The sequence below is a fragment of the Bacillus sp. ISL-46 genome, assembly GCF_018613205.1.
Window position 1 is genome coordinate 51,677 of sequence record NZ_JAGGQR010000012.1, and the last position, 24,218, is coordinate 75,894.

At 38.8% G+C, this 24,218-nt stretch carries 19 protein-coding genes and 2 pseudogenes; 3 read left to right on the plus strand and 18 right to left on the minus strand.

Going from position 1 to position 24,218, the window contains the following annotated elements:
• Positions 1 to 32: 32 nt before the first annotated feature.
• From J7E67_RS06690 to J7E67_RS06710, 5 genes are all read right to left on the minus strand, one after another.
• Positions 33 to 2,021, minus strand: coding sequence for a glycoside hydrolase family 3 protein (locus J7E67_RS06690; RefSeq protein ID WP_214731280.1), 1,989 nt, complete (start codon positions 2,019 to 2,021; stop codon positions 33 to 35).
• Positions 2,022 to 2,705: 684 nt separating this feature from the next.
• Complete coding sequence (locus J7E67_RS06695) at positions 2,706 to 3,668, minus strand: sugar ABC transporter substrate-binding protein (RefSeq protein ID WP_214713845.1); 963 nt, start codon at positions 3,666 to 3,668, stop codon at positions 2,706 to 2,708.
• A 39-nt stretch (positions 3,669 to 3,707) separates the two neighbouring features.
• Positions 3,708 to 5,771, minus strand: coding sequence for a PAS domain S-box protein (locus J7E67_RS06700; protein WP_214713843.1), 2,064 nt, complete (start codon positions 5,769 to 5,771; stop codon positions 3,708 to 3,710).
• Positions 5,713 to 6,558, minus strand: coding sequence for a CheR family methyltransferase (locus J7E67_RS06705; RefSeq protein WP_251026608.1), 846 nt, complete (start codon positions 6,556 to 6,558; stop codon positions 5,713 to 5,715). Before J7E67_RS06705 ends, J7E67_RS06700 begins: the two co-directional genes overlap by 59 nt.
• A 5-nt stretch (positions 6,559 to 6,563) precedes the next feature.
• Positions 6,564 to 9,299, minus strand: coding sequence for a hybrid sensor histidine kinase/response regulator (locus J7E67_RS06710; protein WP_214713841.1), 2,736 nt, complete (start codon positions 9,297 to 9,299; stop codon positions 6,564 to 6,566).
• 583 nt (positions 9,300 to 9,882) lie between these two features.
• Between J7E67_RS06710 and J7E67_RS06715 the strand changes: the two genes are divergently transcribed.
• Positions 9,883 to 10,515 carry a thiamine pyrophosphate-binding protein gene (locus J7E67_RS06715; protein ID WP_308161364.1) on the plus strand — a complete coding sequence of 211 codons (633 nt, stop codon included), beginning with the start codon at positions 9,883 to 9,885 and terminating at the stop codon, positions 10,513 to 10,515.
• 156 nt (positions 10,516 to 10,671) lie between these two features.
• Here the strand turns inward: J7E67_RS06715 and menC are convergent.
• The 11 genes and pseudogenes from menC to J7E67_RS31780 all read right to left on the minus strand — a co-directional run bounded on the left by menC (position 10,672) and on the right by J7E67_RS31780 (position 21,583).
• Positions 10,672 to 11,780 (minus strand): annotated as a pseudogene (menC, locus tag J7E67_RS06720) (o-succinylbenzoate synthase).
• Positions 11,781 to 11,801: 21 nt separating this feature from the next.
• Complete coding sequence (locus J7E67_RS06725; protein ID WP_214713836.1) at positions 11,802 to 12,629, minus strand: GNAT family N-acetyltransferase; 828 nt, start codon at positions 12,627 to 12,629, stop codon at positions 11,802 to 11,804.
• A 26-nt stretch (positions 12,630 to 12,655) separates the two neighbouring features.
• Positions 12,656 to 13,379: pseudogene (locus tag J7E67_RS06730) on the minus strand (amino acid ABC transporter ATP-binding protein).
• Between the two features lie 49 nt (positions 13,380 to 13,428).
• Entirely contained in the window at positions 13,429 to 14,085 is a 657-nt protein-coding gene (locus tag J7E67_RS06735; RefSeq protein ID WP_214713834.1) for an amino acid ABC transporter permease, read from the minus strand.
• Positions 14,086 to 14,097: 12 nt separating this feature from the next.
• Positions 14,098 to 14,886, minus strand: a complete 789-nt coding sequence (locus tag J7E67_RS06740) for a transporter substrate-binding domain-containing protein (protein ID WP_214713832.1) — start codon at positions 14,884 to 14,886, stop codon at positions 14,098 to 14,100.
• Positions 14,887 to 14,898: 12 nt separating this feature from the next.
• On the minus strand, positions 14,899 to 16,050 hold the full coding sequence (locus J7E67_RS06745; protein ID WP_214731282.1) for an amidohydrolase: 1,152 nt from the start codon (positions 16,048 to 16,050) through the stop codon (positions 14,899 to 14,901).
• Positions 16,051 to 16,073: 23 nt separating this feature from the next.
• Positions 16,074 to 16,925 (minus strand): MurR/RpiR family transcriptional regulator, encoded by an 852-nt coding sequence (locus tag J7E67_RS06750; protein WP_214713828.1) that lies wholly within the window; start codon positions 16,923 to 16,925, stop codon positions 16,074 to 16,076.
• Positions 16,926 to 17,148: 223 nt separating this feature from the next.
• Positions 17,149 to 17,970 carry a formate dehydrogenase accessory sulfurtransferase FdhD gene (gene fdhD / locus J7E67_RS06755; protein WP_214713826.1) on the minus strand — a complete coding sequence of 274 codons (822 nt, stop codon included), beginning with the start codon at positions 17,968 to 17,970 and terminating at the stop codon, positions 17,149 to 17,151.
• Positions 17,971 to 18,003: 33 nt separating this feature from the next.
• Entirely contained in the window at positions 18,004 to 20,361 is a 2,358-nt protein-coding gene (locus J7E67_RS06760) for an FdhF/YdeP family oxidoreductase (protein WP_214713824.1), read from the minus strand.
• A 168-nt stretch (positions 20,362 to 20,529) separates the two neighbouring features.
• Positions 20,530 to 20,895: a Na-translocating system protein MpsC family protein gene (locus tag J7E67_RS06765; protein WP_214713822.1), complete on the minus strand. Its 366-nt coding sequence runs from the start codon at positions 20,893 to 20,895 to the stop codon at positions 20,530 to 20,532.
• Positions 20,896 to 21,400: 505 nt separating this feature from the next.
• Positions 21,401 to 21,583 carry a Fur-regulated basic protein FbpA gene (locus J7E67_RS31780; protein ID WP_214713820.1) on the minus strand — a complete coding sequence of 61 codons (183 nt, stop codon included), beginning with the start codon at positions 21,581 to 21,583 and terminating at the stop codon, positions 21,401 to 21,403.
• A 293-nt stretch (positions 21,584 to 21,876) separates the two neighbouring features.
• Here J7E67_RS31780 and J7E67_RS06775 point away from each other — a divergent pair, with 293 nt between their 5' ends.
• The gene (locus J7E67_RS06775) at positions 21,877 to 22,392 is read left to right on the plus strand and encodes a J domain-containing protein (RefSeq protein ID WP_214713818.1); all 516 of its coding nucleotides are present in this window, start codon (positions 21,877 to 21,879) and stop codon (positions 22,390 to 22,392) included.
• A gap of 213 nt (positions 22,393 to 22,605) precedes the next feature.
• Positions 22,606 to 22,791 (plus strand): hypothetical protein, encoded by a 186-nt coding sequence (locus J7E67_RS06780; RefSeq protein WP_214713817.1) that lies wholly within the window; start codon positions 22,606 to 22,608, stop codon positions 22,789 to 22,791.
• A gap of 110 nt (positions 22,792 to 22,901) precedes the next feature.
• Here J7E67_RS06780 and J7E67_RS06785 read toward each other — a convergent pair whose 3' ends face one another.
• Together J7E67_RS06785 and J7E67_RS06790 are read right to left on the minus strand one after the other, a co-directional pair.
• The gene (locus tag J7E67_RS06785) at positions 22,902 to 23,564 is read right to left on the minus strand and encodes an amino acid ABC transporter permease (protein ID WP_214713815.1); all 663 of its coding nucleotides are present in this window, start codon (positions 23,562 to 23,564) and stop codon (positions 22,902 to 22,904) included.
• A gap of 12 nt (positions 23,565 to 23,576) precedes the next feature.
• On the minus strand, positions 23,577 to 24,215 hold the full coding sequence (locus J7E67_RS06790; protein WP_214713813.1) for an amino acid ABC transporter permease: 639 nt from the start codon (positions 24,213 to 24,215) through the stop codon (positions 23,577 to 23,579).
• Positions 24,216 to 24,218: the final 3 nt, after the last annotated feature.

A 24,218-nucleotide genomic window follows, 5' to 3' on the forward strand; every position in this document is an offset into this window, starting at 1 on the left:
AGTGGTAAGGTAGTATGACCGGCAAGATGCTCTTACTTTTTATAGCTGAGCCCAAAGCCGAAGGTGTAGTCGTCACCCGCTGCATTTGTGTAAGTATAGTCAAACTTTTCGGCATAGCCTGGGACATCAGACGCGTTCATTTCTACAGCCTCTTGATTGGCTGGGATCGTGATAGGCAGCTTACCTGTTGGGTTAAAGCGTCCGCGAAGGACATCGAGTAGTGCTTCGGCCTTGACGCTGTAGGTAGCCACGACTGACGCAGCGGCAGGCTCTACCTCATCGATAACCCATGGATTGGTCATGTTAATCACCAGGGTAGTTGGGACTTTTTCTTCGATTTGTTTAACTTTTGCAACGTCAATTCCGGTGTTCGTGCCTAATTTAATGTCTACAGTAGAGTTGTCAGGCAACTCGTATGGACTTGGACGCAGCCAAACTACAGCGGCACTCGCTTCACTTAGCTCGTTTACGATGGTTACTGATGGGTCTTCCTTCGCAATCATCTTCTTCAATGCGTCTGTGCGACTGGCACTGTTGGAACCGCTAAACACTTCTACGTATAGCTTTGTATCTGCGATTTTTTCATCAGTCAGCGGCAGCATTCCTTGATTGTTGCGTAGAAGCGTTACGGACTTAAGATGCGCTTCGTCTGCTCTGGCCTGTGATTTTTCTGAGCTGGCAATGGCCTGAGCTTCTGTCGGATCCGTATATGGGTCCTCGAAAAGTCCGAGGTTGAATATTTCAGTAAGCAGCTGGGACACGGAAGGATCAAGGTCTTTCTCTTTAATTAAGCCTTTATTTACAGCAGAGATAAGGCCGCTTGGGTCGTTGTTGTCAGAGAAAATGTTAGTTCCTGCATCGATTGCCTTGGCAAACTTCTGCTCGATTGTTAGGTCATGCTCACCCCAGTCGCGGTTGGTCAGCACGCCGCTGTCGCTGTTGACGTATCCTTTAAAGCCCATCCGGTCACGGAGCAGGTCAGTGAGGAGGGTCTTGTTGTAAGCACCGGCTACCTCTTCGAACTGCTGTGTCTCCGATTGCCAAAGCTCACGTGGAAGCTGTGCAGCGCTGCCCTCATTTTTAGGGACATTGTAGTAGGACATGACCGAGCTCACTCCAGCATCAATGGCAGCTTGAAACGGCGGCAGCTGGTATTTGTAAAGGCTGCCAGGCGTTGGATAGGTCGCAAACTGACCGGCCTCATTGTGCGGATCGAGGCCTCGGACGACCGCTCCGTCACCAGGGAAATGCTTAACGGTCTGGGCGACAGACTTGCTGCTAAGCTCCTCACCTTGGAAACCAAGGACGAGTTCTTTGGCAATTTTTGCATTCAACGTTGGGTCTTCCCCGAAGGTACCGGAGATTCGGCGCCAGCGCGGTTCAGTTGCGGTTTCAATCTGGTAGCCGTAGTCCTTCTGGATGCCGGCTGCGCGCCACTCGTCGCGGGCAATCTCGGCGAAGTCGCGAATGAGGCTGAGGTTACGCGTTGCCGCAAGACCCAGGGTTCCAGGCCAGGTGGAGAATTGACCGGAAGCCTCGCTGATGCCGAACTCGTTCTGTTCATTTATGTTATTCCTCGGGTTAGAGGTGAAAACGATCGGGATACCCAGCGGTGAGGCCTCGGCAATCTCCTGATATTGGTTTGCTCGCTCAGCTAGTGCTTTAGCTGAAGGATTATCTCGGATGATAAGGTAGCGAATGTGGCGGTTATTGATGTAATCGTTGATGGCAGTAGTGCTAAGTGATGTGATTTGCATGATGCCTGCTTTCTCCTCCATGCTCATTCGCAGCAGGAGATCGGCTACACGCTTTTCGGTGGACAAGCGCCAGTCTTCGTAAGGATCAAGCTTGCCATTAGCATTGAGATCTTTGAATAGACGTTGACCAATCTTAATAGTGGGCTTAACATGAGCTTCAACCGATGGCGCCTTTTTCCCACCAGCATTTGAGTGGTCCGGTGGTGAGGCAAATGCCCCGCCGGCAAGTGTGGCAGCAGCCACACTTGTGATAAGAGAAGACATAACCATTTTCTTAACCGTTTCGATTTTTTTGCCAATTTTGCTACCCCCTTGAAATTTGTTGAAAGTGAATCATAAAAGTGTTTGCAAAAAAATATTTATATTTCCCTCCCTTGCGCCCAAAAACTTGACGTTCATTATTTGTAACCGGATACAAAATGGAACAATTAAATTATACGAAAATTAGGACAATTAACCGTTGTATTAATTTTAGGTTTTTTTGTGATATTTTTATTTTTTATCTTCATAGTTAAATTCCGGTGGCACACCCCGCATTTTCTTGTTTCACTCTCTTTGTTCCACATGACCACTTATTAATGGATTAGTAGGAGATTAAATTATTTAGGATAAGATAGTCATCCTTTTTTTTAAAAAGTAAAATGAATGAGTTTTATTAAAATTAGCACCATCCCAGTGTTGGATGGTGCTAATTACGAGCTATGTGAAACGGTTTATAACGACCTTCTATGCTTATAAAACACTGTAACGGGCTTTATGAAATGGTTTTCTTCCCAATGTTCACTTGCATCATTGCTAAAAAACCTAGTAAGCCATTTCTTTTCCTCATCCGATAAGGAATAAAAAGGACTTGGTCAGGAACAAGAAATTATTACTATTTCGTGATCATCAAAAAAAGTGTCAGGCACCATCCAATTATCTGGTTGGTGCCTGACACTCATTTATTCGTTACCTGGTATTCATTTTAAACAATTTATTCAGAAAGTCTAGTCTCTGCTTCGCATTCTCTTTGATTATGATATCTACACCCGTATCAACGACTTTTTCAACATTTTCTCCTCTTGTTACTTTCAATGCTGTTTCAACGCTTAAATATCCCATATCATAAGGATTTTGTGCTACTGTACTAGATATCGTTCCATCCTTGATTAACTTCAGCATATCAGGAATTCCGTCTGCTCCGATGACTGGTATCGTAACACCTTGTTCCTCCAATACCTTAATTACAAGTAAAGCAGAAATGTCATTTGTGGCAAAGACTCCCTTAATATCCGGATGATCACGCAATATCTTTGTCATTTCTTTTTTTACTGTTTTGGGATCATCCGATATCCCTACTTTTTCAGCCGCCAAGATGATCCCCGCATCTTTTAAAGCCATTTTAGCGCCATTCATCCGTTCTCTAAATACTGAAATGGAAAAATCGCCACCGATAATGGCCACTTTATTTCCAGGTTGAAGCTGCGAGGCTAAAAGTGAGCCTGCTTTTTTTCCTAAATCCACGTTATCGGTACCGATATAAGAAGTTTTATTTTCCAATGGAAAATCATTATCTACTAGTAATACAGGAGTTTTTTTGATATCAGTAAACTTTTCCAGTAAAGGAAGAACCGTTGAATCCGTCGGTGCGACAATTAATACATCTGGATTTTCTTGATAGGTCTTCTCTAATAATCTACGTTGTTCTTCAGCAGATTCATTACGTGGTGCGATAACTTTCCCATCGATGCCAAAATCTCTGAACCCTTTTTCAGCGCCTGCTTTAATAATTTTCCAATATTGTATGTCTAAACTTTTTAAAACAATGACCACTTTCGGTCTTTCATCTACAAATGAATTAGAAATAAAAATTAAAATGATGACAGAAATAACCGCTCCTACAAAATAAACTATTTTTCTATTTTTTAACAATACATCCTCCCCTCTCTCTTATTTTAAGAATAGTAACAATCAGTTATTAAGAATGGGATTTAATTGAAAGCGAACCGAGAAAATGGTCCCCTCATCCCCCGTTGTTATATCAATTTCAGCGTGGTGTCGTTTTGCTACACTGTAGCAAATAGCCAAACCTAATCCTGTTCCCGTTTCCTTCGTTGTAAAGAAAGGTGTTCCTAATTTTTGTAGAACGTCCGGGCTGATGCCGTGACCCTGATCTTTTATTTCTAAAATGACGGCTTGGTTTTTTGTATATGTTTTTATCGTAAGTTTTCCATTCGACGACATGGCATCGAGTCCATTAAGGGCGATATTTAAGATTAGCTGACGGATTTCTTTTTGATCGATATAAATATCCGGACACTTATTTAAATCAAGCTTAACTTGTTTATTTGACCGAAAAGCCTCCGCTTGAATTAGTGGAGATAATGCTTCTAGTATCGTATTTAAGTTTTGCTTTTTCTTCACACTGACCTTGTTTTTGGCTAAATTAAGAAATTCAGTAATAATCGCGTTCGCCCTACGTAATTCATCTAACATCAAATCAATAATCTCTGCTGATAAATTAGCGCTGTTATTCCTTGATAATTGTAAAAACCCTTGAACAGTTGTCATCGGATTTCTAATTTCATGGGCAATTCCTGCTGCCATCTCACCGATTAAATTCAACCGATCTAATCGTGACATCTCCTTCTCCAGGTGAACGGTATCGGTAATATCTGTTAAAACAATTAGCGTACATGGTTCTGGATCGATATCAATCATTTCAGTCGATAATAATCCGTCGCGAATATCTCCGTTTTTCGTTTTATAGCTAATTTTCTTATTACGAATTTTCCGATCAAGATTAATAGATTTACCCGTTGATTCATCTACAAAATTATTCAAATTTATTTTTTGTTTTTCCAACTCATCGTGGCTATAACCTGTAAATTTTATCCAACTAGTATTTACTTCAATAAAGGTTAAATTCTTCTGCGAAAAAATCGCCATTAAACAGGGACTAGATTCAAAAATTTTTCGAAATCTTTCTTGGGAACGGTAGAGATGGTTGGCGATTCTTTCTCGTTCCTCTATCTCTTTTTGTAGTTTTTCGTTAGCCCTTATCAGTTCGAGCGTTCGTTCTGCTACTATTTGCTCCATATTATTGAATTGGAGTTTTTTAATTTCCTCTATCTGCTTTCTTTCTGTGACATCACGAATCGTACAAACAAAAAGCTGTTGATTTTCAACTGTGGTTTCACCAATTAGAATGTCCGCATGAAAGTGACTTTCATCTTTCCGAATAGCCACCGATTCTATTACCTTTCCAACAGATTGTTTTATCGAGGAAAAGAAAGCAACCGAAGAATCCTGGACATTTTCTCCCATCGATTTTAGAAAAAGCATCACCACATGTTTACCGATTAATTCCTCAGCCTTGTAACCAAACATCTTTTTAATTGCAGGATTCACCGATAAAATAGAACCTTGATCGTCAAACGTAAGGATCGTGTCGACGATTGTTTCACCAATAACTTTGGATAATGCCTCTGTCCGCCGTAAATTTAACGTTGTTTTATCTAACTTTTTATTCACTTTAAGCAGTTCAACTTTACGTTCTCGATCTGTTTGAATGATATTTTCTTTATGGTTTTGGTGAATTTTAACAAATTGTTCGATTTTCTGCTTCAATGTTTTTGGATCAAAAGGTTTAAAAATATAATCAATGGCCCCTACTGCATACCCTTGATGCACATGTTCCATATCTTGACTAATGGCTGTGATAAAAATGATCGGGATGTGTCTTGTTTTTTCTCTAGCTTTAATCAGCTTTGCCGTTTCAAATCCATTTAGCCCAGGCATCTGTACGTCCAGTAAAATAACAGCAAAATCTTGTTTTAGCATACATTTTAACGCTTCTTTACCTGAATTTGCGCTGACCAAGTGATAATTGGGAGAATTAAGTACAGCTTTCAATGCTAATAGATTTTCGGGATGATCATCCACCATTAAAATATTTACCTTGTTTGAATGGGGACTATTTAACTTTTCGATAGAGTTTTTCTGATGCGTCAAATTCTCCGTAACAGTGTTCATAACTAGTAAACTTTATCCCCTCTCTTTTACCCAACCCAAGAAAACCTGATGGGCTTAGGCTATTATATAATAACGTATGGACGTGATTTTGAAGAACCTTATTAAAATAGATAAAGACATTTCGACATATAATAATATCAAACTCGTTAAATGATTGATCGGTTACTAAATTATGTTGGGCAAACACGATATTTTTTTGCAAAAAGGGATGGAAAAAAACCTTATCATCGACTGCCTTATAATATTCTGAAAAGGCCCTTTTCCCGTCTGCCTCGATATAGTTTTTGGTGTAGAGCTGCATCCTATCTAATGGAAAGCAACCTTGCTTCGCCTTTTCTAGAACACTTTTGTTTATATCGGTGGCAAACATTCTTGTTTTTTCGTAAATCCCTTCTTCATGCAACAGAATAGACATGGAATAGACCTCTTCTCCTGAAGCACAGCCAACATGCCAAATTCGAATTTCAGGATAATCTTTTACTAAAGGGATGATCTTTGTTCGGAATGACTTAAAAAAAGAAGGATCCCGGAACATCTCTGTCACATTAATTGAGAAATCAGAAAGCAACTCACCCATGACTTCTGAATCGCGGAGTACCTTTTCCTGAAGAGCCGAGATACTTGTAAGATTGTCCTTACCAACACGGTGGCTAATTCTCCTTTGGATGAAAGGATAAGCATAGTTTCGAAAATCATAACCATAATAACGAAAAACAGCCTCAAGTAGTAATTCTATTTCAATTCTTTCTATCTCATCTGACTGTAGAATATTATGTTTTTTTGTCAAATTTTCTAGCCCTCCTTACTATACAGCCATACTTGCATTAAGGAAAATAACTGTTCTAAGTTAATCGGCTTACTTATATAATCCGTTGCTCCAGCCTCTAAACATTCTTCTCTACTGCGTTTCATTGCCTTGGCTGTAAGGGCGATGATTGGTACGGCTTGAAATTCTGCTATTTGGCGAATTTGTCGCATGGCTTCAAACCCATCCATCTCAGGCATCATAATGTCCATTAAAATGAGGTCTGTATCTGGGTTGTCCTTTAATACCTCAATCCCTTCACGACCATTTTCTGCTACTATAATATCCATTTCATATTTTTCAAGAGCAATTGTTAAGGCATAAACATTCCGTATATCATCATCTACAATGAGTATTTTCTTGTTTTTCAAAGAAGAAATCCCATATTGATTTATTCGATCTTCTACATCTTTAAGTGGATCATCCTCATAAAGACTTATGGCCACTTCGTCCAAAGCGGTATTTCCCACTATTTTGTTGATCGTTTGATAGTATGGCAAATATAAAGTGAAGATGCTACCTTTCCCTTTCATACTCGTTACCTCAATAAATCCACCTAATAATTGTGCCATTTCTCGACTAATGGAAAGTCCTAATCCAGTGCCGCCATATTGACGACTTGTCGTTCCATCTGCTTGTTTAAAGGCATCAAATATCGTATCTTGTTTGTCTTTATCAATGCCAATTCCCGTATCGATAACGGAGAAAGCAAGCATCGATTTCGCTTGAACTCCCTCAGATAGATTCCTGCTGACGTCTTTAACTTCCTTCCGGACAACTAATGACACACTGCCAGTCTCAGTAAACTTAAAAGCATTGGATAGGAGATTTTTTAAAATTTGCTGTAAACGTTGTTCATCCATATTGAAGGTCCCTGATAAACTTGCATCCATTTTTATAGTAAACTCTACATTTTTTTGAATCGCAATTGGAGAAAATTGACGTTCGATAAAATCTTGCACATCCTGTAGATCTACCTCTGTAGGGTTTACATCTAATTTACCTGACTCCACTTTCGCTAAGTCTAAAACATCGTTTATTAAATGAAGTAAATCATTCCCCGATGAGTAAATCGTCCGAATATACTCCTCCTGTTCAGCGGTAAGATTTCCATCCGCGTTTTCAGCGAGTATTTGCGCTAAAATTAGTAAACTATTTAGTGGTGTTCTTAACTCGTGGGACATATTCGCTAGAAACTCCGATTTATATTGAGAGCTAAGCTCCAGTTGTTGAGCCTTCTCTTCAAGCGCCTCCCTAACCTTTTCGATTTCCTCTTTCTTTTGTTCAGAGGCTATATACTGCTCCTCAAGTTTTTCATTCGTCGTCCTTAACTCCTCTTGTTGTAACTGCAGTTCTTCTGATTGAGCTTGAAGTTCTTCTGTCATGGCTTGTGATTCTTGCAATAATCTTTCTGCTTTCATATGGCTAACAATACTGTTTATTTTGATACCAATATTGTTAGTTACTGCTTCCAATAGCTTAACCTGAAGCGGACTAAAGGACTCAAATGATGCAATTTCAATGACAGCTTGTACATCATTTTCAAATTGAATCGGTAAAATAATAATATTTTTCGGTGAACCTACTCCTAGTCCTGATTTAATTTTTACGTAGTGATCTGGGACATTGGTTAGTAAGATGGATCGTTTTTCAAGTGCGCATTGTCCGATCAGACCTTCTCCAAAACGAAAACGCATATAATCTTTATTATCATTCAAAGAGGCATAGGCAGAAATCTTTTTTAGATACTTCTCTCGCTCTTCCACTTCCTTAACATAAAAAACTCCGTAACTTGCTCCTACCATCGGTACAAGTTTTGTAATTAACAATTCTGCTAACATAGAAACATTTTCAACCTCAGGATAAATGGTAGCAATTTCGGCAATTTTCCTATTCAGCCAGCTTTGCTCTTCTGCTACTTCTTTTAATTGTTTCTCTAGCTTACTTTGTTCCTCTAGTGCATGTGCCATTTTATTAAAGGAAACTGCGATTTCACCCAACTCACCCTTAGTGGAAAGCTCAATTCGGGGCAATGAACTAAAATCACTAGTGGTAGCACTTTTCATAACAGCTGTTATTTTGTTCAGGTTATTTGTCATACCTCTAATAATCCAAAACGTGAAACCAATGCCAATACATAAGGCAATGGCAAGATAAATGTAAATAATGGTGACAGCCATATTGTACGTATCTTTAGACCTTAAAAGTTCATTTTTCATCTTTTGTTCTTGCAATCCATAGAGAAGATCGGCAATTTGAATCATTCTTTGTCTTATAAGTTCAGAATCAGTCCAAAAGACAGCAGGAATTTCCATTTCCCCATTTAGTTTTTTTGCTGTCAAAGCTTGCTGCCCCATATTTTTATATGATTCTTGCAATATTTTAAACTTTGCAATTAGTTCTTTAGATTTCTCTTGCTTGTCCATTTTTTCTAGTGATTCAATCGCCGCTTGCAAATTGGTATGGGAATCTTCCCAAGAATTCGTCGCATTTAAATGGATATCATTTCCACGGTCAGTTAACATCGAAGTTAGCTCTAGACCTATTCTAGAGGTCTCATATTTAATATCGGAAGCCATTTCGATTCTCTCATTTAGATCATTAACAACAACGTTCATATTCACTGTCGATTGTTCGAGCATGTTCATTAAAATGATGGCGATAATAAAAAACAATAGCAGTAATGAACCGATGCTCGTATAGAGCTTTGTTTTAAATTTCATAAGACCTCCATATTTCCTATCGTTTATTAACAGTTTAATCTATTAAACTTAAATCATAGTTGTCACAAAAAATAGAATATTCAAAATAATAAAACTTCCCATTTATCAATTATCTTTCATATTTTTTTATTTTACTTTAAGTCAATATTATCGTCTACATAATATTTTATATAAATGAAGGAAAGTGGCTAATAAAAAGGATGCACATACTTCCACCCATAATTAGTAGATATTAAATGAATAGCCTGTAAAAATTGTCCAATTTTAGAGGATTTTGAAGAATTATAGTAAATGCGAAGGTTTCACTCTTTATCATTTTATTATTTCAATATAACAAACTTACGAGTTCACTACCATTTGACGATTAACCCCTGCTTCCATACAATCACCTTCACTATAATACTACTACAGTTACCGTTTTTTTTCTTCTCTGGGAATGGAGACAATCAAAAATTATAGGAAACATGATTTATTTCACATACAAATGAATCCAAATATTTTAGAATATTCTTTAAAAATAGAAATCAGGTGAGGGTATGACATTGTTAAAAGAATTTTCAGATGTAGAAATGTTTTTAAATTCATTAGTTCGCTAGGTGTGGACTGCTTCTTTGGCTGTGACGAACAAGAGTTAATGCTTTTGAAAGATAAAAATGTTCGTTATGTACGGATGCAGCATGAGCAAGCTGCGGTTCATGCTACAGATGGTTTCGCTCGTGCTACAGGCAAACCTGGTGTAGTCCTGCTAACTACTGCTTCAGGAATAACCAATAGCATTACTGGGATCGCAACGGCTTATAGTGACTCGGTGCCGTTAGTCATTATAGCAGGGCAAATACATGATGATCCACTCCATACCAATCATGAAGCGTTTCATGAATTAAACATTTCAGGACTTACAATGGCCATTACGAAGCACGCCTTAAAAATAAATAACATCGAAGGCATGGACCAAGCTCTTAAAAATACCCTAACGATTGCGACTAACGGGAGACCAGGACCTGTTTTGCTTGAGCTCACAACAGATACAACGATGAATGTTACCCAGAACCACCGTTTAGGTCAACCACAGGTTAAAAGGGGGAATAGGATAGAAAATTCCATTAAAATGGCAATGAGTTTAATTGAAACAACCATAACAACCATCAAACCATACTATCTCGATAAAAAAACGCCAAACCATTGTGGAATTCAAAGGTTTGGCGTTTTTTTTTAGGAAGGAATCGTCCAAGAGTATAAAAATGAGCGGATTTTCGATTCCAATAGGTGAGAATAGATTCTATCAGCGAATTTGCATGTTCTATCGGCGAATCTTTAAGTTCTATCGGCGAATCCAGGAAGGTTAGGTCTATATTTAATAAATATACATTAGTTATGAATGAAAAGTACGACTATACAGCGTGTACTTGTCAATACGCTCCCGGTTCGGTTCATACCCGATACCGGGTTGTTTTGGAATCGTAATCATCCCGTCTTCCACTGTTACCTCGGGATCAATAATATCTTCCTTCCAATACCGGGCGGAAGCAGCTGTATCACCTGGGAGAGTAAAATTAGATAGGCTTGTTATTGCAATATTATGCGCCCTGCCAACTCCAGCCTCAAGCATGCCGCCACACCAGACGGGAATCCCATTTGCGTCACATAAATCATGGATTTTTTTAGATTCTGTTAAGCCTCCAACACGCCCAATTTTAATATTAATAATTTTACAACTGCCAAGTTGAATAGCCTTTCGCACGTCATCCACACTATGGATACTTTCATCCAGACAAATCGGTGTCTCGATTTGCGCTTGAAGCTGCGCATGATCGATGATATCATCAAAGCCCAACGGCTGCTCAATCATCATTAAATTAAATTGATCCATCGCCTTAAGCGTTTCGATATCCTCTAAAGTATAAGCGGTATTTGCATCCGCCATTAATGGAATATCTGGGTAGTGTTTTCGAATCTCTGCTAAAATATTTAAATCCCATCCTGGTTGAATTTTCACCTTGATCCGTTTGTATCCTTCTTGTAGATGACCCTCAATCAAAGCTAATAATTCTTCGACCGTATCCTGGATCCCAATACTGACGCCGACCTCAATCTTTTCTAATGTTCCTCCAAGGGCACTCGATAGACAACTCCTTGCTTTTTAGCATAAGCATCCCAAATGGCCCCTTCAAGGGCAGCCTTTGCCATATAATTCCCACGGACATGATGAAAGCGCTCGGAGACCTCATCTGGATGAGAAATTGGCTCTTTCAGAAGAAGTGGAATCAGAAAATCCTCCATCATATGCCAATTGGTTTTGACTGTTTCTTCTTTATATGTGGCATCAATCGCAGCAACGGATTCAGCCCATCCCGTAATTCCATCCTTCGTTTTGACTTCGACCAAAATAAAATCTTTATCATTTTCGGTCCCTACAGCAGTCGTGAAGGGGTGTAATAGATCCATTTTCATATGTCTTAATACAATTCGCTGTATTTCCATCCTTATTTATACCTCACTCCGTTAAGTATGTTTCTTGGTTAATACATAATGATGAAGGTAAGGCTGATCACTTTTCCGTAATGCCGTAACCGTCCACCCTTTACTCATATAATGGGTAAAAACCTTGCGCGTTTTCATTCTCCATTCTAATGCAGCATTTAAATTATTCGATTTAACCGTTTGGAATTGATTTGGAACCGGAACATAGAGGAGATTGGCCCAGGCATCCCTCTCGCTATCTAGAAAAATATCCTTCGGTACCGGCAACCCCTCGGCATCCTCTTCCACTTGAATCAAGAGGGGCACTTCATGGTTATCAACGAAATCTTCCATCCGCTGAGACGTTTCCTCAGCTATGTTCCATTCCACTAAGAAGCGGTCAGATGGCAACCCTGCGTTAAGAATATCAGGCATTTCACCATAACAATTCTCAATATACTGTGTACACACTCCGCCTAATTTGCTTAAATTAAGGTATCCATTGACAGTTTCCAGTGGGTCATACGTCCACGTGATGAGTTGATAGCCCATCCTTCGTGCTTCTTCACGCTGCTTTAATTTTAATTTTTCTCCGATTCCCATTTTTCGAAAATCTGGATGAATCCCCATACTATGCGAACATAGATAGACCTTTGTCCCATCAAATCCTGGAAAGCTATACTGAAAGCCAATTAATCGAGTTCCAGAAAAAGCGCCTATCACCATACCGCCATTTTTAACGACGGCAATGCTATGGTTAACGGGTACTGGATCCTCATCAGCCCAAACAAGACTTTCTAAATCTCTCACAGCAGTCAATTCTTCTGCCGTATGTAACATGCGTATCGTAATCAGTTTTTGTAAGTCCATATTGTAACTATCCTCCTGCCACTTGATTAGATGACATTTTTAAGAAAGCTTTTTAAACGATCACTAGTAGGATTGGTGAACAGTTGTGCTGGAGCTCCTTGTTCTTCGATGACCCCGTCACACATATAAATAACGCGATCGGCCACTTCTCTAGCAAACTTCATTTCGTGAGTCACGATCAGCATGGTCATTCCTTCTTTCGCCCAATCCCTTCATAACATTAAGAACTTCACTAACAAGTTCTGGGTCTAAAGCGGAGGTCGGTTCATCAAACAGCATAATTTTTGGATTCATCGCCATCGCCCGTGCAATCGCCACCCGCTGCTGCTGACCTCCAGAAAGTTTCCTTGGGTATACATCTTTTTTATCTTCAAGGCCGACCCTTTCTAGTAAAACTAATGCCTTTTCAACGGCTTCTGCTTTCGACTTCTTTAACGCCTGAATCGGCGCTTCAATAATATTTTGTAAAACGGTCAGGTGAGGAAATAAGTTGAATTGTTGAAATACCATCCCCACTTCCCGTCTAATTTGTTGAATACTCCGCGGCAAATAGTTCAATACCGTGCTATCAATTGAAATTCGGCCAGATGAAAGAGTCTCGAGCCCGTTCAGACAGCGAAGGAGTGTACTTTTCCCCGATCCGCTGGAACCAATCATGGCAACCACTTCGCCAGGGTACACCTGTAAATTAATCCCTTTTAAAACTTCCAGCTGATTAAAGCTTTTATGGACATTTTCAATTTCAATAATAGGGTGAAGATGATCTTTCACTTTATTTGACACGGTAGGTCCTCCCTTACTAACGTTCGCTAACCGACAACTTAAATTCTACCTTTCTTAAGAAAAACGAGAATATCGTTGTCATTACTAAATAAAGAACGGCTGCAGTAATATAGAACTCGATAAACGCATAGTTCGTTGATGCAAATCTTTGTGAAGTCATCATTAATTCTGAAACGGTAACAAGAGAAGCGAGCGATGAATCTTTTAGTAGTGTAATAGACTCATTGCCAATCGCAGGTATGCTTACTCTTAACGCCTGCGGGAGAATAATTCTCCGCATGATCGTTGGATAACTCAGACCTAGTGATTGTGCTGCTTCCATCTGTCCTTTAGGGATTGACAAGATCCCCCCTCTTAAAATTTCGGCAATATAGGCTCCAGCATTTATTCCTAAAGCAAGAACAGAGGCGGTAAAGGGATTCAACTCAATCCCTATTTGCGGAAGACCAAAGTAGACAAGAAATAGTTGAACCAAAAGGGGGGTACCTCTAAGGACCCAAATATAAAAGTCTGCGAACAAAGACAAAATCTTAAACTTTGAAATCTTCATGATCACGATAATGATTCCCATAATTAACCCTAGTACTAAGGAAACAATGGAGATTTCAAGTGTCATTAGAGATGCCTCGAGTAGAAATGGAATGTACTGAGTAACAAGAGAAAAATCTAACATGTCTTTAGCTCCTTATCGGATGTCTTTTCCAAACCATTTTTTACTAATTTCTTCATATTTCCCGTCTTTTTGCATTTCGGCAATAATCTTATTGATCTCTTTACGGAGATCATTATCTTCTTTTCGAATGGTCATTCCTGCTAGCTCTGTGTTCAATAGACCATCAATTGCTACTAAACTATAATTTTGATCGAGAATAATTTTTGCACCGACACCTTGGTCAGTTGATACACCTTCTAGACGGCCATTTACTAAGTCCTCAAAAGCAAGAAAATCATTCTTATACAGTTTCACATCGGCCCCAAGCTTTGTTACCTCTTCTGCAGCAGTGGTTGAGATCGTTACACCAATTTTTTTCCCCTTCATGTCTTTTGGTGCTTTGATAGAAGAATCTTTTGGAACAAATAACTGATTGCCTGTTGTAAAATAAGGGTCACTAAAAGATACTTTCTTCTTTCTTTCGTCTGTAATCGCCATATCGGAAATAATAATATCAAACTTTTTGCCTGTTAATGCAGGAATCATACTATCCCATGGGTTAGACAATAGAACCGCTTTTACACCAAGTCTTTTCGCCACTTCTTGGGCAATGTCCACGTCAAATCCTTCTAATTTATTACTTTTATTAATGAAGTTATAGGGAGGATACGCCCCTTCCATGGCAATCTCAATTTCTCCCTTATCTTTAATTGATTTAAGCGTATCACTTTTTTCTGAACCGCTAGTTTCTTTGCTTCCACCGCAGGCTGCCATGATCAGGACTAGACTTGCTATACACAAACCAACCATATACTTTTTCATAATGATCCCCCATTAATGTTTATTTTCATTATTTTTTGAAGCGGCATTATAAAGTAGACTTGTTAATATTTTCGTTCCATATAGCAGTGCCTTTTCATTAAATTGCATGTCCGGGTGGTGGAGACCAGGATGCAAGTCACAGCCTAATCCAATCATGGTTGCCTTTACTTCCGGATTTTGCAGGGTATAGAAGTGAAAATCTTCTCCTCCTTGTGAAATACAATTGTCTACTACATTTTCTTCTCCCAAGACAGAGGCAGCGGCAGCCTTTGCTAGTTTTATAGCTTCCATATTTAATCTTGCAGCAGGAACAAATTCTTTCACGGTTCCGTTTATACTTGTCCCAGTCAAAGTACCGACCTTCTCTAGCAAATCCACTGCTCTGGACTGCAGTTCATCCATTGCATCATTTGTCCTTGCACGTAAGTCCAAAATAAAATTAGCGGTTTCCGGAATGACATTGGAGGAATCTCCTCCAGCATGTAAACCTGTCATTTTAATAGAAAAGGAGTCCGGGCTATTTAAACGCATGTTTTGCAAGGCCTGAATTAAGAAGGAAGCGGCTTCGATCGGATTGATGCCGTCCTGAGGCCGCGATGCATGTGCTTGCTTGCCCTTAATTACTCCGTAAAGGGTTGCACAGGAACTATGAACAATGGCAGGAGCCACTTTCCCCATTGGAACTTCCATCCATGGACGAAGATGAACACCAAATAAGTATTGAACACCTTCCAAAGCACCCTCTTGCATCATTCGCAGCGCCCCCTCCCCCTTCTCCTCTGCTGGTTGAAAAATAAACCGGATAGGCTTAGAGTGAAAAGATTTATTAGCAGCTATGGCTAAGGCAGTATGTAATACCATGGTGCTGTGGGCGTCGTGCCCGCAGGAATGATTGGGTTGAATCTTCCCTTTCACTTCTTGTAATAGGGCATCCATATCGGCGCGTAAGGCAACGATCTCGTTGCCTTCTCCTGGAATATTGGCAACAATACCAAAATGCCCTTCGTATGTTTTAAATGAGATCCCTGCTTTCGCTAATTCTTCCTGAATACATTGTGAAGTTTTCTGTTCCTGCCAGCTTGGCTCCGCCAATTGGTTCAGATCAGCATAAGTCTTTAGAATCGCTTGTTCCTGCTCGTTCATAAAATTGAAAAGCTGGCTCATAATGGAACTCCTTTCCTAATTTGTCATTCAACAAACACACCATAGTTCGAGTAAAGTTCTTCTAATTTCTGCTGTCGAACTTGGATTTGATCCGAATTTTCCACCTTCATCCCAGCAATGATAAAATCCAACAAAATGATTGCAGGTGTGATGGAATGGGCGGCCGATTCGGAATCTTCTTCTGTTGTCAGCGTATAATCGGCGATTCGACCAATCGGAGACAATAAACGATCGGTAACGCAAATGATTGGAACCCCTTGTTTTTTGGCACATTCTGCAATATGAAGGGTTTCCTTCGAATAACGAGGAAACGAGATAATAAATAGAACAGAGCGATCACTTAAATCGGTTAACCGCTCATAGATTTCTCCTGTTGACGGACAAAGTGTGACTTGATCCCGCAGTGTATGAAGCTGAAAGGAAAACCAGTGAGCCGGTGCATAGGATGCACCCATTCCCAAAATGAAGATCCGATCTGCTTTGATTAAAACATCAACGACCTTCCAAAGTTCGGTTTCATTGAGCTGGTGATTGGTTTGTCGCTGGGAAAGAATTTCCTTTTCCAAGATTTCCGTAAAAAGAGAAGTGTGCTCCTCCTCTTTATTTTCGATTTTGGATTTTGTACTGAATGGATGCAAACTTTTGTTTACAATCTGCTGTTGAATGTAATGGAGCATTTCGCTAAATCCATTGAATCCCAACGCATAGGAGAGTCGGATGACGGTGGTTTCACTAACATCTACCTTTCGTCCAATCATAGTGGCCGTGTCAAAAGCTGATTCATCTAGTTTTTCGATCAGATGTTTGGCTACTTTTTTTTGTCCAGGAGACAACGTTTCATATTTTTCCTTAATAATCGTTTCAAAGCTTTTCATATGTCCTCCAATTCGTGCAGTAAATGCTTCATAATTAATAAATGTTGCAGTAACTTCTTTATTGTTTTTTATTATACCCTATTTGTTGAATATTTAGAAATCTTTTTTTATAAAAAGTTTACTGTTTTTTAAGAGTTTCCTAGATAACAAAAAAATGTCAGGCACCATCCCGTAATTGGGTGGTGCCTGACACCTAGCATTTCTTCCTCTTTCATAATAGTTTTTATAAAACCGATGATGATGGACGATTATATTCTATTCCTTGAATGCGCTCCTGATGGGTGTATACATTAAATCCGTTTCCACGGATAAAACCAACCGCCGTAATTCCAAGTTCCTCTGCTAAATCAAGGGCAAGATTGGTAGGTGCAGATTTAGATAGAATAATCCCAACTCCAATCTTGGCTGCTTTTAGTAACACCTCGGATGAAATACGGCCACTGAAAGCTATGATTTTATCCTTAAGTGGTATTCGGTTAATAATGCAATAGCCAAATAGTTTATCAAGGGCATTATGTCTACCGATATCCGTTCTTGCTACCACAATTCCATCCTTCGTACATAGTGCAGCATTATGAACCCCGCCCGTTTGTTGAAAATGTGAAGAGCTTTCCTGCATCTGGATCATTAACTCACGGCATTGTTCCGGTGTAACCGTCAATTCTGTCATAACCGTTTTAGCTGTCTTTACATCATTATGAAAGTAAAATTGTCGACCTTTTCCACAACAAGAACCAATAAATCTCTTAGAGTGGAAATCTTTTTGTATCGAATGTTTATTAACAAGATCGACATAAGCAAAACCCTTTTCTTCATCGATATGAATCGAGTGAATATCTTTGTAGACTCGAATCACACCTTCAGAAGCTAAGAATCCAACAACCAATTCTTTCAGTTCAGAAGGGGTACATACCATGGTGGCAAACTCAGTTCCATCTAATATAATCGTTAGGGCAGATTCGACTGCAATGTCATCCTCTTCCTCCATAAAGTTATGTCCATTATACTTGACAATGTTTTGAGAAATAGTGATTTCCTTTAACAAATTCGCAGCCCCTTTCCATGGATATTCTTGCCCTTAACCAACTTCGGTTTCAAGATCAGCAATCGGCTTTTCTACATATTGGGTATCTTTACGGGCATTATATCGTTCAGCTTTTTCAACATTTACTGAGATGTTGTAATCCGGAATGCCGGCAAATTTCTCATAACGACCGCGCGGGAGCAAGTAGTTACCCTCTGGGAAATGAACTTCTAAATTTCCTTGCGCAATGTCAACAAACTTAGCAGTACCTTGGAAGACGCCAAATCCGTTATAAACAACAATTCCTTCGCCTTCAGCTATGCTTAATTTATGTCCATCAATAGGACTCATTAACACGTCATAACGACCTGCACCGTTTAACGGATCAACTTCTTTATATACCATCGAGTTAAACTGCTTACCACGGCGAGATGTAATAATAAATTGTTCTGGCTTTTTATTTAAATCCGGAATATCAACCGGAATTAAGGTACCTCTGCCATCTGGAGTTGGACAAATTCCATCTTCACATAACCAAGCGCCGCCCCACTGGAAAACGTCTCCTTGCTTTTTCAAATGCTGGATACCGTCGTAATCAGGATTTGCTTTGGCAATTTCCTCACGAATAGCTTGACCGTCAGCAAAATCAACCAAATGAGCCGTTTCTGGTTTCACACGCTTAGCAAGGTCCAGATAAATCTTCCATTCTCCACGTGCTTCTTCAATTATGTTTTTGTTCCCATTAATTTCAGGAGAGAAGTAAACCATCCGTTCTGTTGATGTACTCGTACCGCCTCCTTCTTGCTCATAACGAGTTTTCGCCGGTAACACGATGACTGCTTCTTTAGCATCGACTAAAGTCGATGTGTTTAAAATAATATCTTGATGCACGCGAATTTCCAGTTCAGATAAGGCTTGTTCAATAAAATCAGGGTCAGGCATCGTTTCTAAGAAATTACCACCTGATAGGTAATATAATTTCACTTTCCGCTCATGATCTTTAGGAAGAACAATGTTTTCTAGTGTGACACCAACGATATCCCCCTGCCACTGTGGAAGGTCAAATCCCCAAAGCTTTTCGATTCGCTCTACATTGTTCACATCCCAACCTCCACCAGGTAAAACAAACGGGTCGGCACCCATTTCTCCGCTGCCTTGAACACTTGAGTGTCCACGGAATGGCATAAGACCAGCGTGCTTTCGTCCTAAGTGTCCTCGAAGTAGTGCCAGGTTTGCTACTTGAGAGATATTGTCTGTTGCAAAGGAGTGCATCGTCAGGCCAAGCGCCCAAGCATAGACCGCATTTTTGCTGTTTGCTAAAAGTTCAGCTAATTCAATGATTCGTTCTTTAGGAACACCTGAAGATTCGATGATATCTTCCCACGATTGATCTTGTAGTTTTTTCTTTAATTCTTCGTAACCGTTAACATGTTCCTCTACGAACTCATGGTTAATCGCTGAACCATATGCTTTTTCTTCCATATCAAACCAATGCTTCATGATTCCATGCATAAATGCAATATCTCCACCGATGTTGACTTGATAGAAATCATCAGCAATTTTTGTTCCGAATAATGCGGACTCAGGGTTTGAAGGAATCCAATACTTATCCATCGCTGGTTCGCGGTATGGGTTAACAACGATGATTTTAGTTCCTTTTTTCTTTGCTTCAAGCATATATTTTGAAGATACAGGTGATGAGTTCGAAGCGACACTTCCCCAAAACAGTAAGACATCTGTTCCAATCCAATCTAGATAATTGGATGTAGATGCTCCCACACCAATGGAACGTTTTAAAGCTGTTTTACTTGGAGCGTGGCAAATACGGGATGCGTTATCAATGTGATTGGTCCCGAGAAAACGTGCGACTTTCGCTGCAACATAATAGCTTTCGTTTGTAATCCCTCGAGCGGTTAAATAAAATGCATATTGTTTCGGATCCAATTTTTTCATTTTATCTGCAATTAGATCCATTGCGTGATCCCATGTTATCCGTGAAAATTTGCGCTCCCCTTTGCGACGAATCATTGGATATGGAATCCGACCTAACTTACGAAGTTCAGTACTATCATATTTCCTTAGTTCATCAATATCGGCATGAAGAATTTCGGTCTTAATCGCAGGCATTGTATTTAGCCGGAGCACATTCAAACGTGTGGTGCAAACGTGTGGTCCATCCAATGTTTGGTCATATAACCCTGATACACCGAGTGCGCAACCGTCACAAACCCCTTTTGTAATAATACGTGTGGCATAGCCGATGTTATCTTTATTATCCCAAGCGATTTTCATCGTATCGCGAATATGTTGTGGCTTAATCTTTCCTAGTCCAAAAGGAATTGGACTTACCCAGTATTTAGGAGCTGGTAACTTTGCCTTTTTTTGTGGTCCTGGATGTTGGGTTTCTCCCATTTTCATTTCCTCCTCTATCGTGCCAATTGCAAATTACCCAATAAAAAACCACCTAGGATTTTATTCATCCATTAAAATGGACAAATATTTCTAGGTGGTTAGTCTTTAACAGGTACGCTGTCAAGTGCCAACATTATGTAGTTGAAAGAGTTTTAATCGGGTTTAAATTTAAATCTTTAAGTTAAACTTTTCCTCAATATCTTGATCAAAAACGAAGATCGACATCCCCATGTCGTTTTCAATATCAATATCCACAAAGACACGAATGAATTTTGCATTCAGAAGTTCTTCCATTTCCTGAGGATAGTTTTTTTTATAAATATCCTTTACCATTTCAGTACGAGCAGATCGTAACATTTGTTTCCCATCTTCCGCTGTAGCAATAAATTTTTCTATAGGAGATAAATTACCTTCTAATTCACAAATTGCCCAGTTCTTGCAAAAAGTTGTTCGAACTTGACTAGGGCCTTTACCCATATAACGTTTTCTATACGCGCGAACAATGTTACTAAATTCTGCTTCATATTTATTCACATGACTCAACTCACTTGTTTTTACTCAATGTTTTCACTGTATTAATGATGTTTTTCTATTATTATACTATAAAACCAACAATTATCCTACCCATAAATAACCATATAATTGCATACCTCTGGCAGGAAAAAGAAGGTCATAAGTCTAGGGACTCTCCCTAATGAAATTGGTTTTGTTAACATCATATGCAAACAAATATAAAAACCATTGTAATTGATTCTTTATAGGTTCCATAAAAAGTTGGAATCCCAATTGAATCATTACAACGGTTCGCCTAAAACAGGTTCGCTGTTACGCACCAACAGTTATAATATTTTTTCTTGTAATATGAGTTTAATAACCTCTTAACCGATAAACAGGTTCGCTGTTTCGTATTAAAAAAGACTCATATTTAATAATAAATCGTACATTTTTCACAAATTGTTCACATTTAACATCTTTATAATAACATGGTGCCGAAATCAATACAATAGAAGATTATTTCAGTTGAAGATTGCTTTTTTCCCTACTGGTTTTTAAAACTTGACTCCAAACCATTCGTATCAATATATTGGTACTCAGTTTCTAATTCACCCATAGTCCATTCATACAGATGTTTATTATTTTTTTTAAATATTCCCGATCTAATTAGTTCATTTATTAGAAATTGCCTTTTTTGTTGGACAGCTTTTGGTTGGTTATTTTTCATTAAGAAGAGTTCCAACTCCTTTCCATAAAGGTAATTATAGTTGAGATTTTTTAAGAATTTGTCGATTGAACGTGTATTTAATGACTTTTAAAGGAATTGTTAACCTTCCTTAACAAAAGAAAATGTCTTTCTAAAAATTTAATCTAAAAGATAATTTTGAAAATAATTCTTAATCAAATGTAATATTATCGTAAACCTGAAAAAGCTTTATCTGTGATACATTAAATTTAATTTTAAAAACAAAAAGTACATAGAAATGTGAAAAAAATTAGTAAACAAGAATGAGTGATTACATGTTAAATGTAAAAGAGGTTACTGAACAGCTAAGGGATGAAGGGATAACAGATAATGAACAAGTCGTCATACGGTGGATTCTCGAAGGGAAAATAAAAGCGAAAAGGACGAAACATCTTAATATTGACTTCTTGATCAAACCAAAAGATCTAGTAGCCTTCATATTAGAAAAGAAGATTGAGTACAAAATGAAACAATTTGGTATTGATTATCTGGATTGGGAAAAAACGTTTCAAGAGAACCAGAGATTAAAAGAGGAAATCGAAGAGGTAAAAACTAATATTCGGATCGAACAAGCAAAAGTTAGTGGTTTGAAAAAAATGTTAAAAGCAGAATATGCGCTTTCCGATCATCCCCCACTTAACTTTTACACACTATTTGGTTTGGATGCGGGTTCTGACCAAGCAATGCTAAAGAAAGAGTTTAAAAAACTACTGAAAGCCCTTCATCCCGATCGCGCTGGAGACGAAAGACTTTTTAAAGTGTTTTATGAACATTACAAAAAGACCATTTAACTTTAATATTTTTCTACAAACGGTAGGAGTATCCGATGATTTACCGTCTTAATTTGTCCGATTAAGGAGTAATTTAACTATTCCTTATTAAATATGGAGATTAATGTAGATAAGTTTTATAACGTGTTAGCAGGAAAAAATCATCTCGTTACAAAAATAGTAAAGAAGACGTAACAGATGTCTAACGAATACGTTGAAAGGTGGTCATTTTCCTTGAGTACGGATTTATCCCTACAACAAATCGTCGAAGGTCTACCGAAGTCGTTATTAAATGCATCTGATAGAGATTTGGAAGGATTCCAAAAAATTATCGAAGAAACAATAAAATTAAGAGAAGGCCATAGAAACTTGCAAAAAATGGTTAAAAACTTCTCAACCACTACGATTCAGCGAGCCTAAAAAGTGAAATTACTATAAAGTTTTTGGAAGGTGAAATTCACCTTCCTTTCTTTTCGCTCAGTTGCTATAACCAAATAAAAAAATCCGGCCCAATTGATGAGCCGGATTTCTTACGTCTGCTTAATTTCTAACCTTCGTGCAACCAATGACAAGGCATAATTAACGATAAAGTACATCAAAGCCACCATTACAAAAACAGGTATCACATACGAGCCCTTTTGTGCATAAACAATTTGTCCGTTGTGCAATAAATCCGGTAAGGCGATGACGACAGCTAATGATGTATCTTTAAGCAGAGAAATAAATTGACTCACAATCGGAGGAACCATTCTTCTCAGCGCTTGGGGCATGATGATATAGCGTAATGTCTGGATGTAGGTCAGGCCAGACGCACGTCCTGCTTCCACCTGTCCTTTTTCGATAGAGTTTAAACCGCTTCGGATAATTTCCGATATCATCGCCGATTCAAAAACCGTTAATGCTGCAATAGCCGCTGATGTTATTTCCATTTCAATCCCGATTTCGGGCAATGCAAAATACGTGAAGAAAATGATCAGCAGCAATGGAAGGTTTCGAATCGTCTCAACAATCACGGCAAGTAATTTAGAAACAACGGGAATCCTCGCATATCTGAGCGTTCCTGTGAGACCGCCAATAATGAAGCTAAGCACTATTGAAATGGCAGCGACCTTAAGAGTGACCCCAAACCCTTCCAGTAAAAATTTAATATTGTCAAGTGTATACACTTCAATGAACGGTGCTAGAAAATCCATCTACACAGCTCCTTAATTACTTCTAGCCATGCGTTTTTCTAAAAATCCTACGCCAAGACTTAAAGGTATTGTTAAAATTAAATAAAATAAGGCCACAAAAATATAGGTATCAAAAGTTATGTATGTCTTTGCCGAAATTAAATCCCCCTGATACATTAAATCCCCACCTGCGACTACGGCTAACAATGATGAATTTTTAACTAAATTGATAAATTGGTTGCCAAGAGGAGGGATTACGATCTTAATAGCCTGAGGGAGTATAACCATTCTCATTGCCTGGCCGTAACTCAATCCTGTCGAGCGGGCAGCTTCCATTTGCCCTTTTGGAACAGACATAATTCCGGCACGGATTGCTTCAGCAATGAAAGCGGCTGTATAGATGGTCAATCCGATGGTTCCAGCAGTCATCCCGCCAAAATTTCCAGCTAAATAAGTGAAAAACACGATAACCAGTACCGGTATATTACGGATAAATTCAACATATGCCGAACCAAGAAAGTTAAGAGGTTTAAATGGGGCGATTCGCATGACTGCAATAAGTGTTCCCAAAATAAAACTGCATATTAATGCTATTAAACTGGCAATAATCGTTATTTTTAATCCTTCCAAAAATGAATCGATATTATTTGTTAGTATCGAGAAATCCAGCAAACG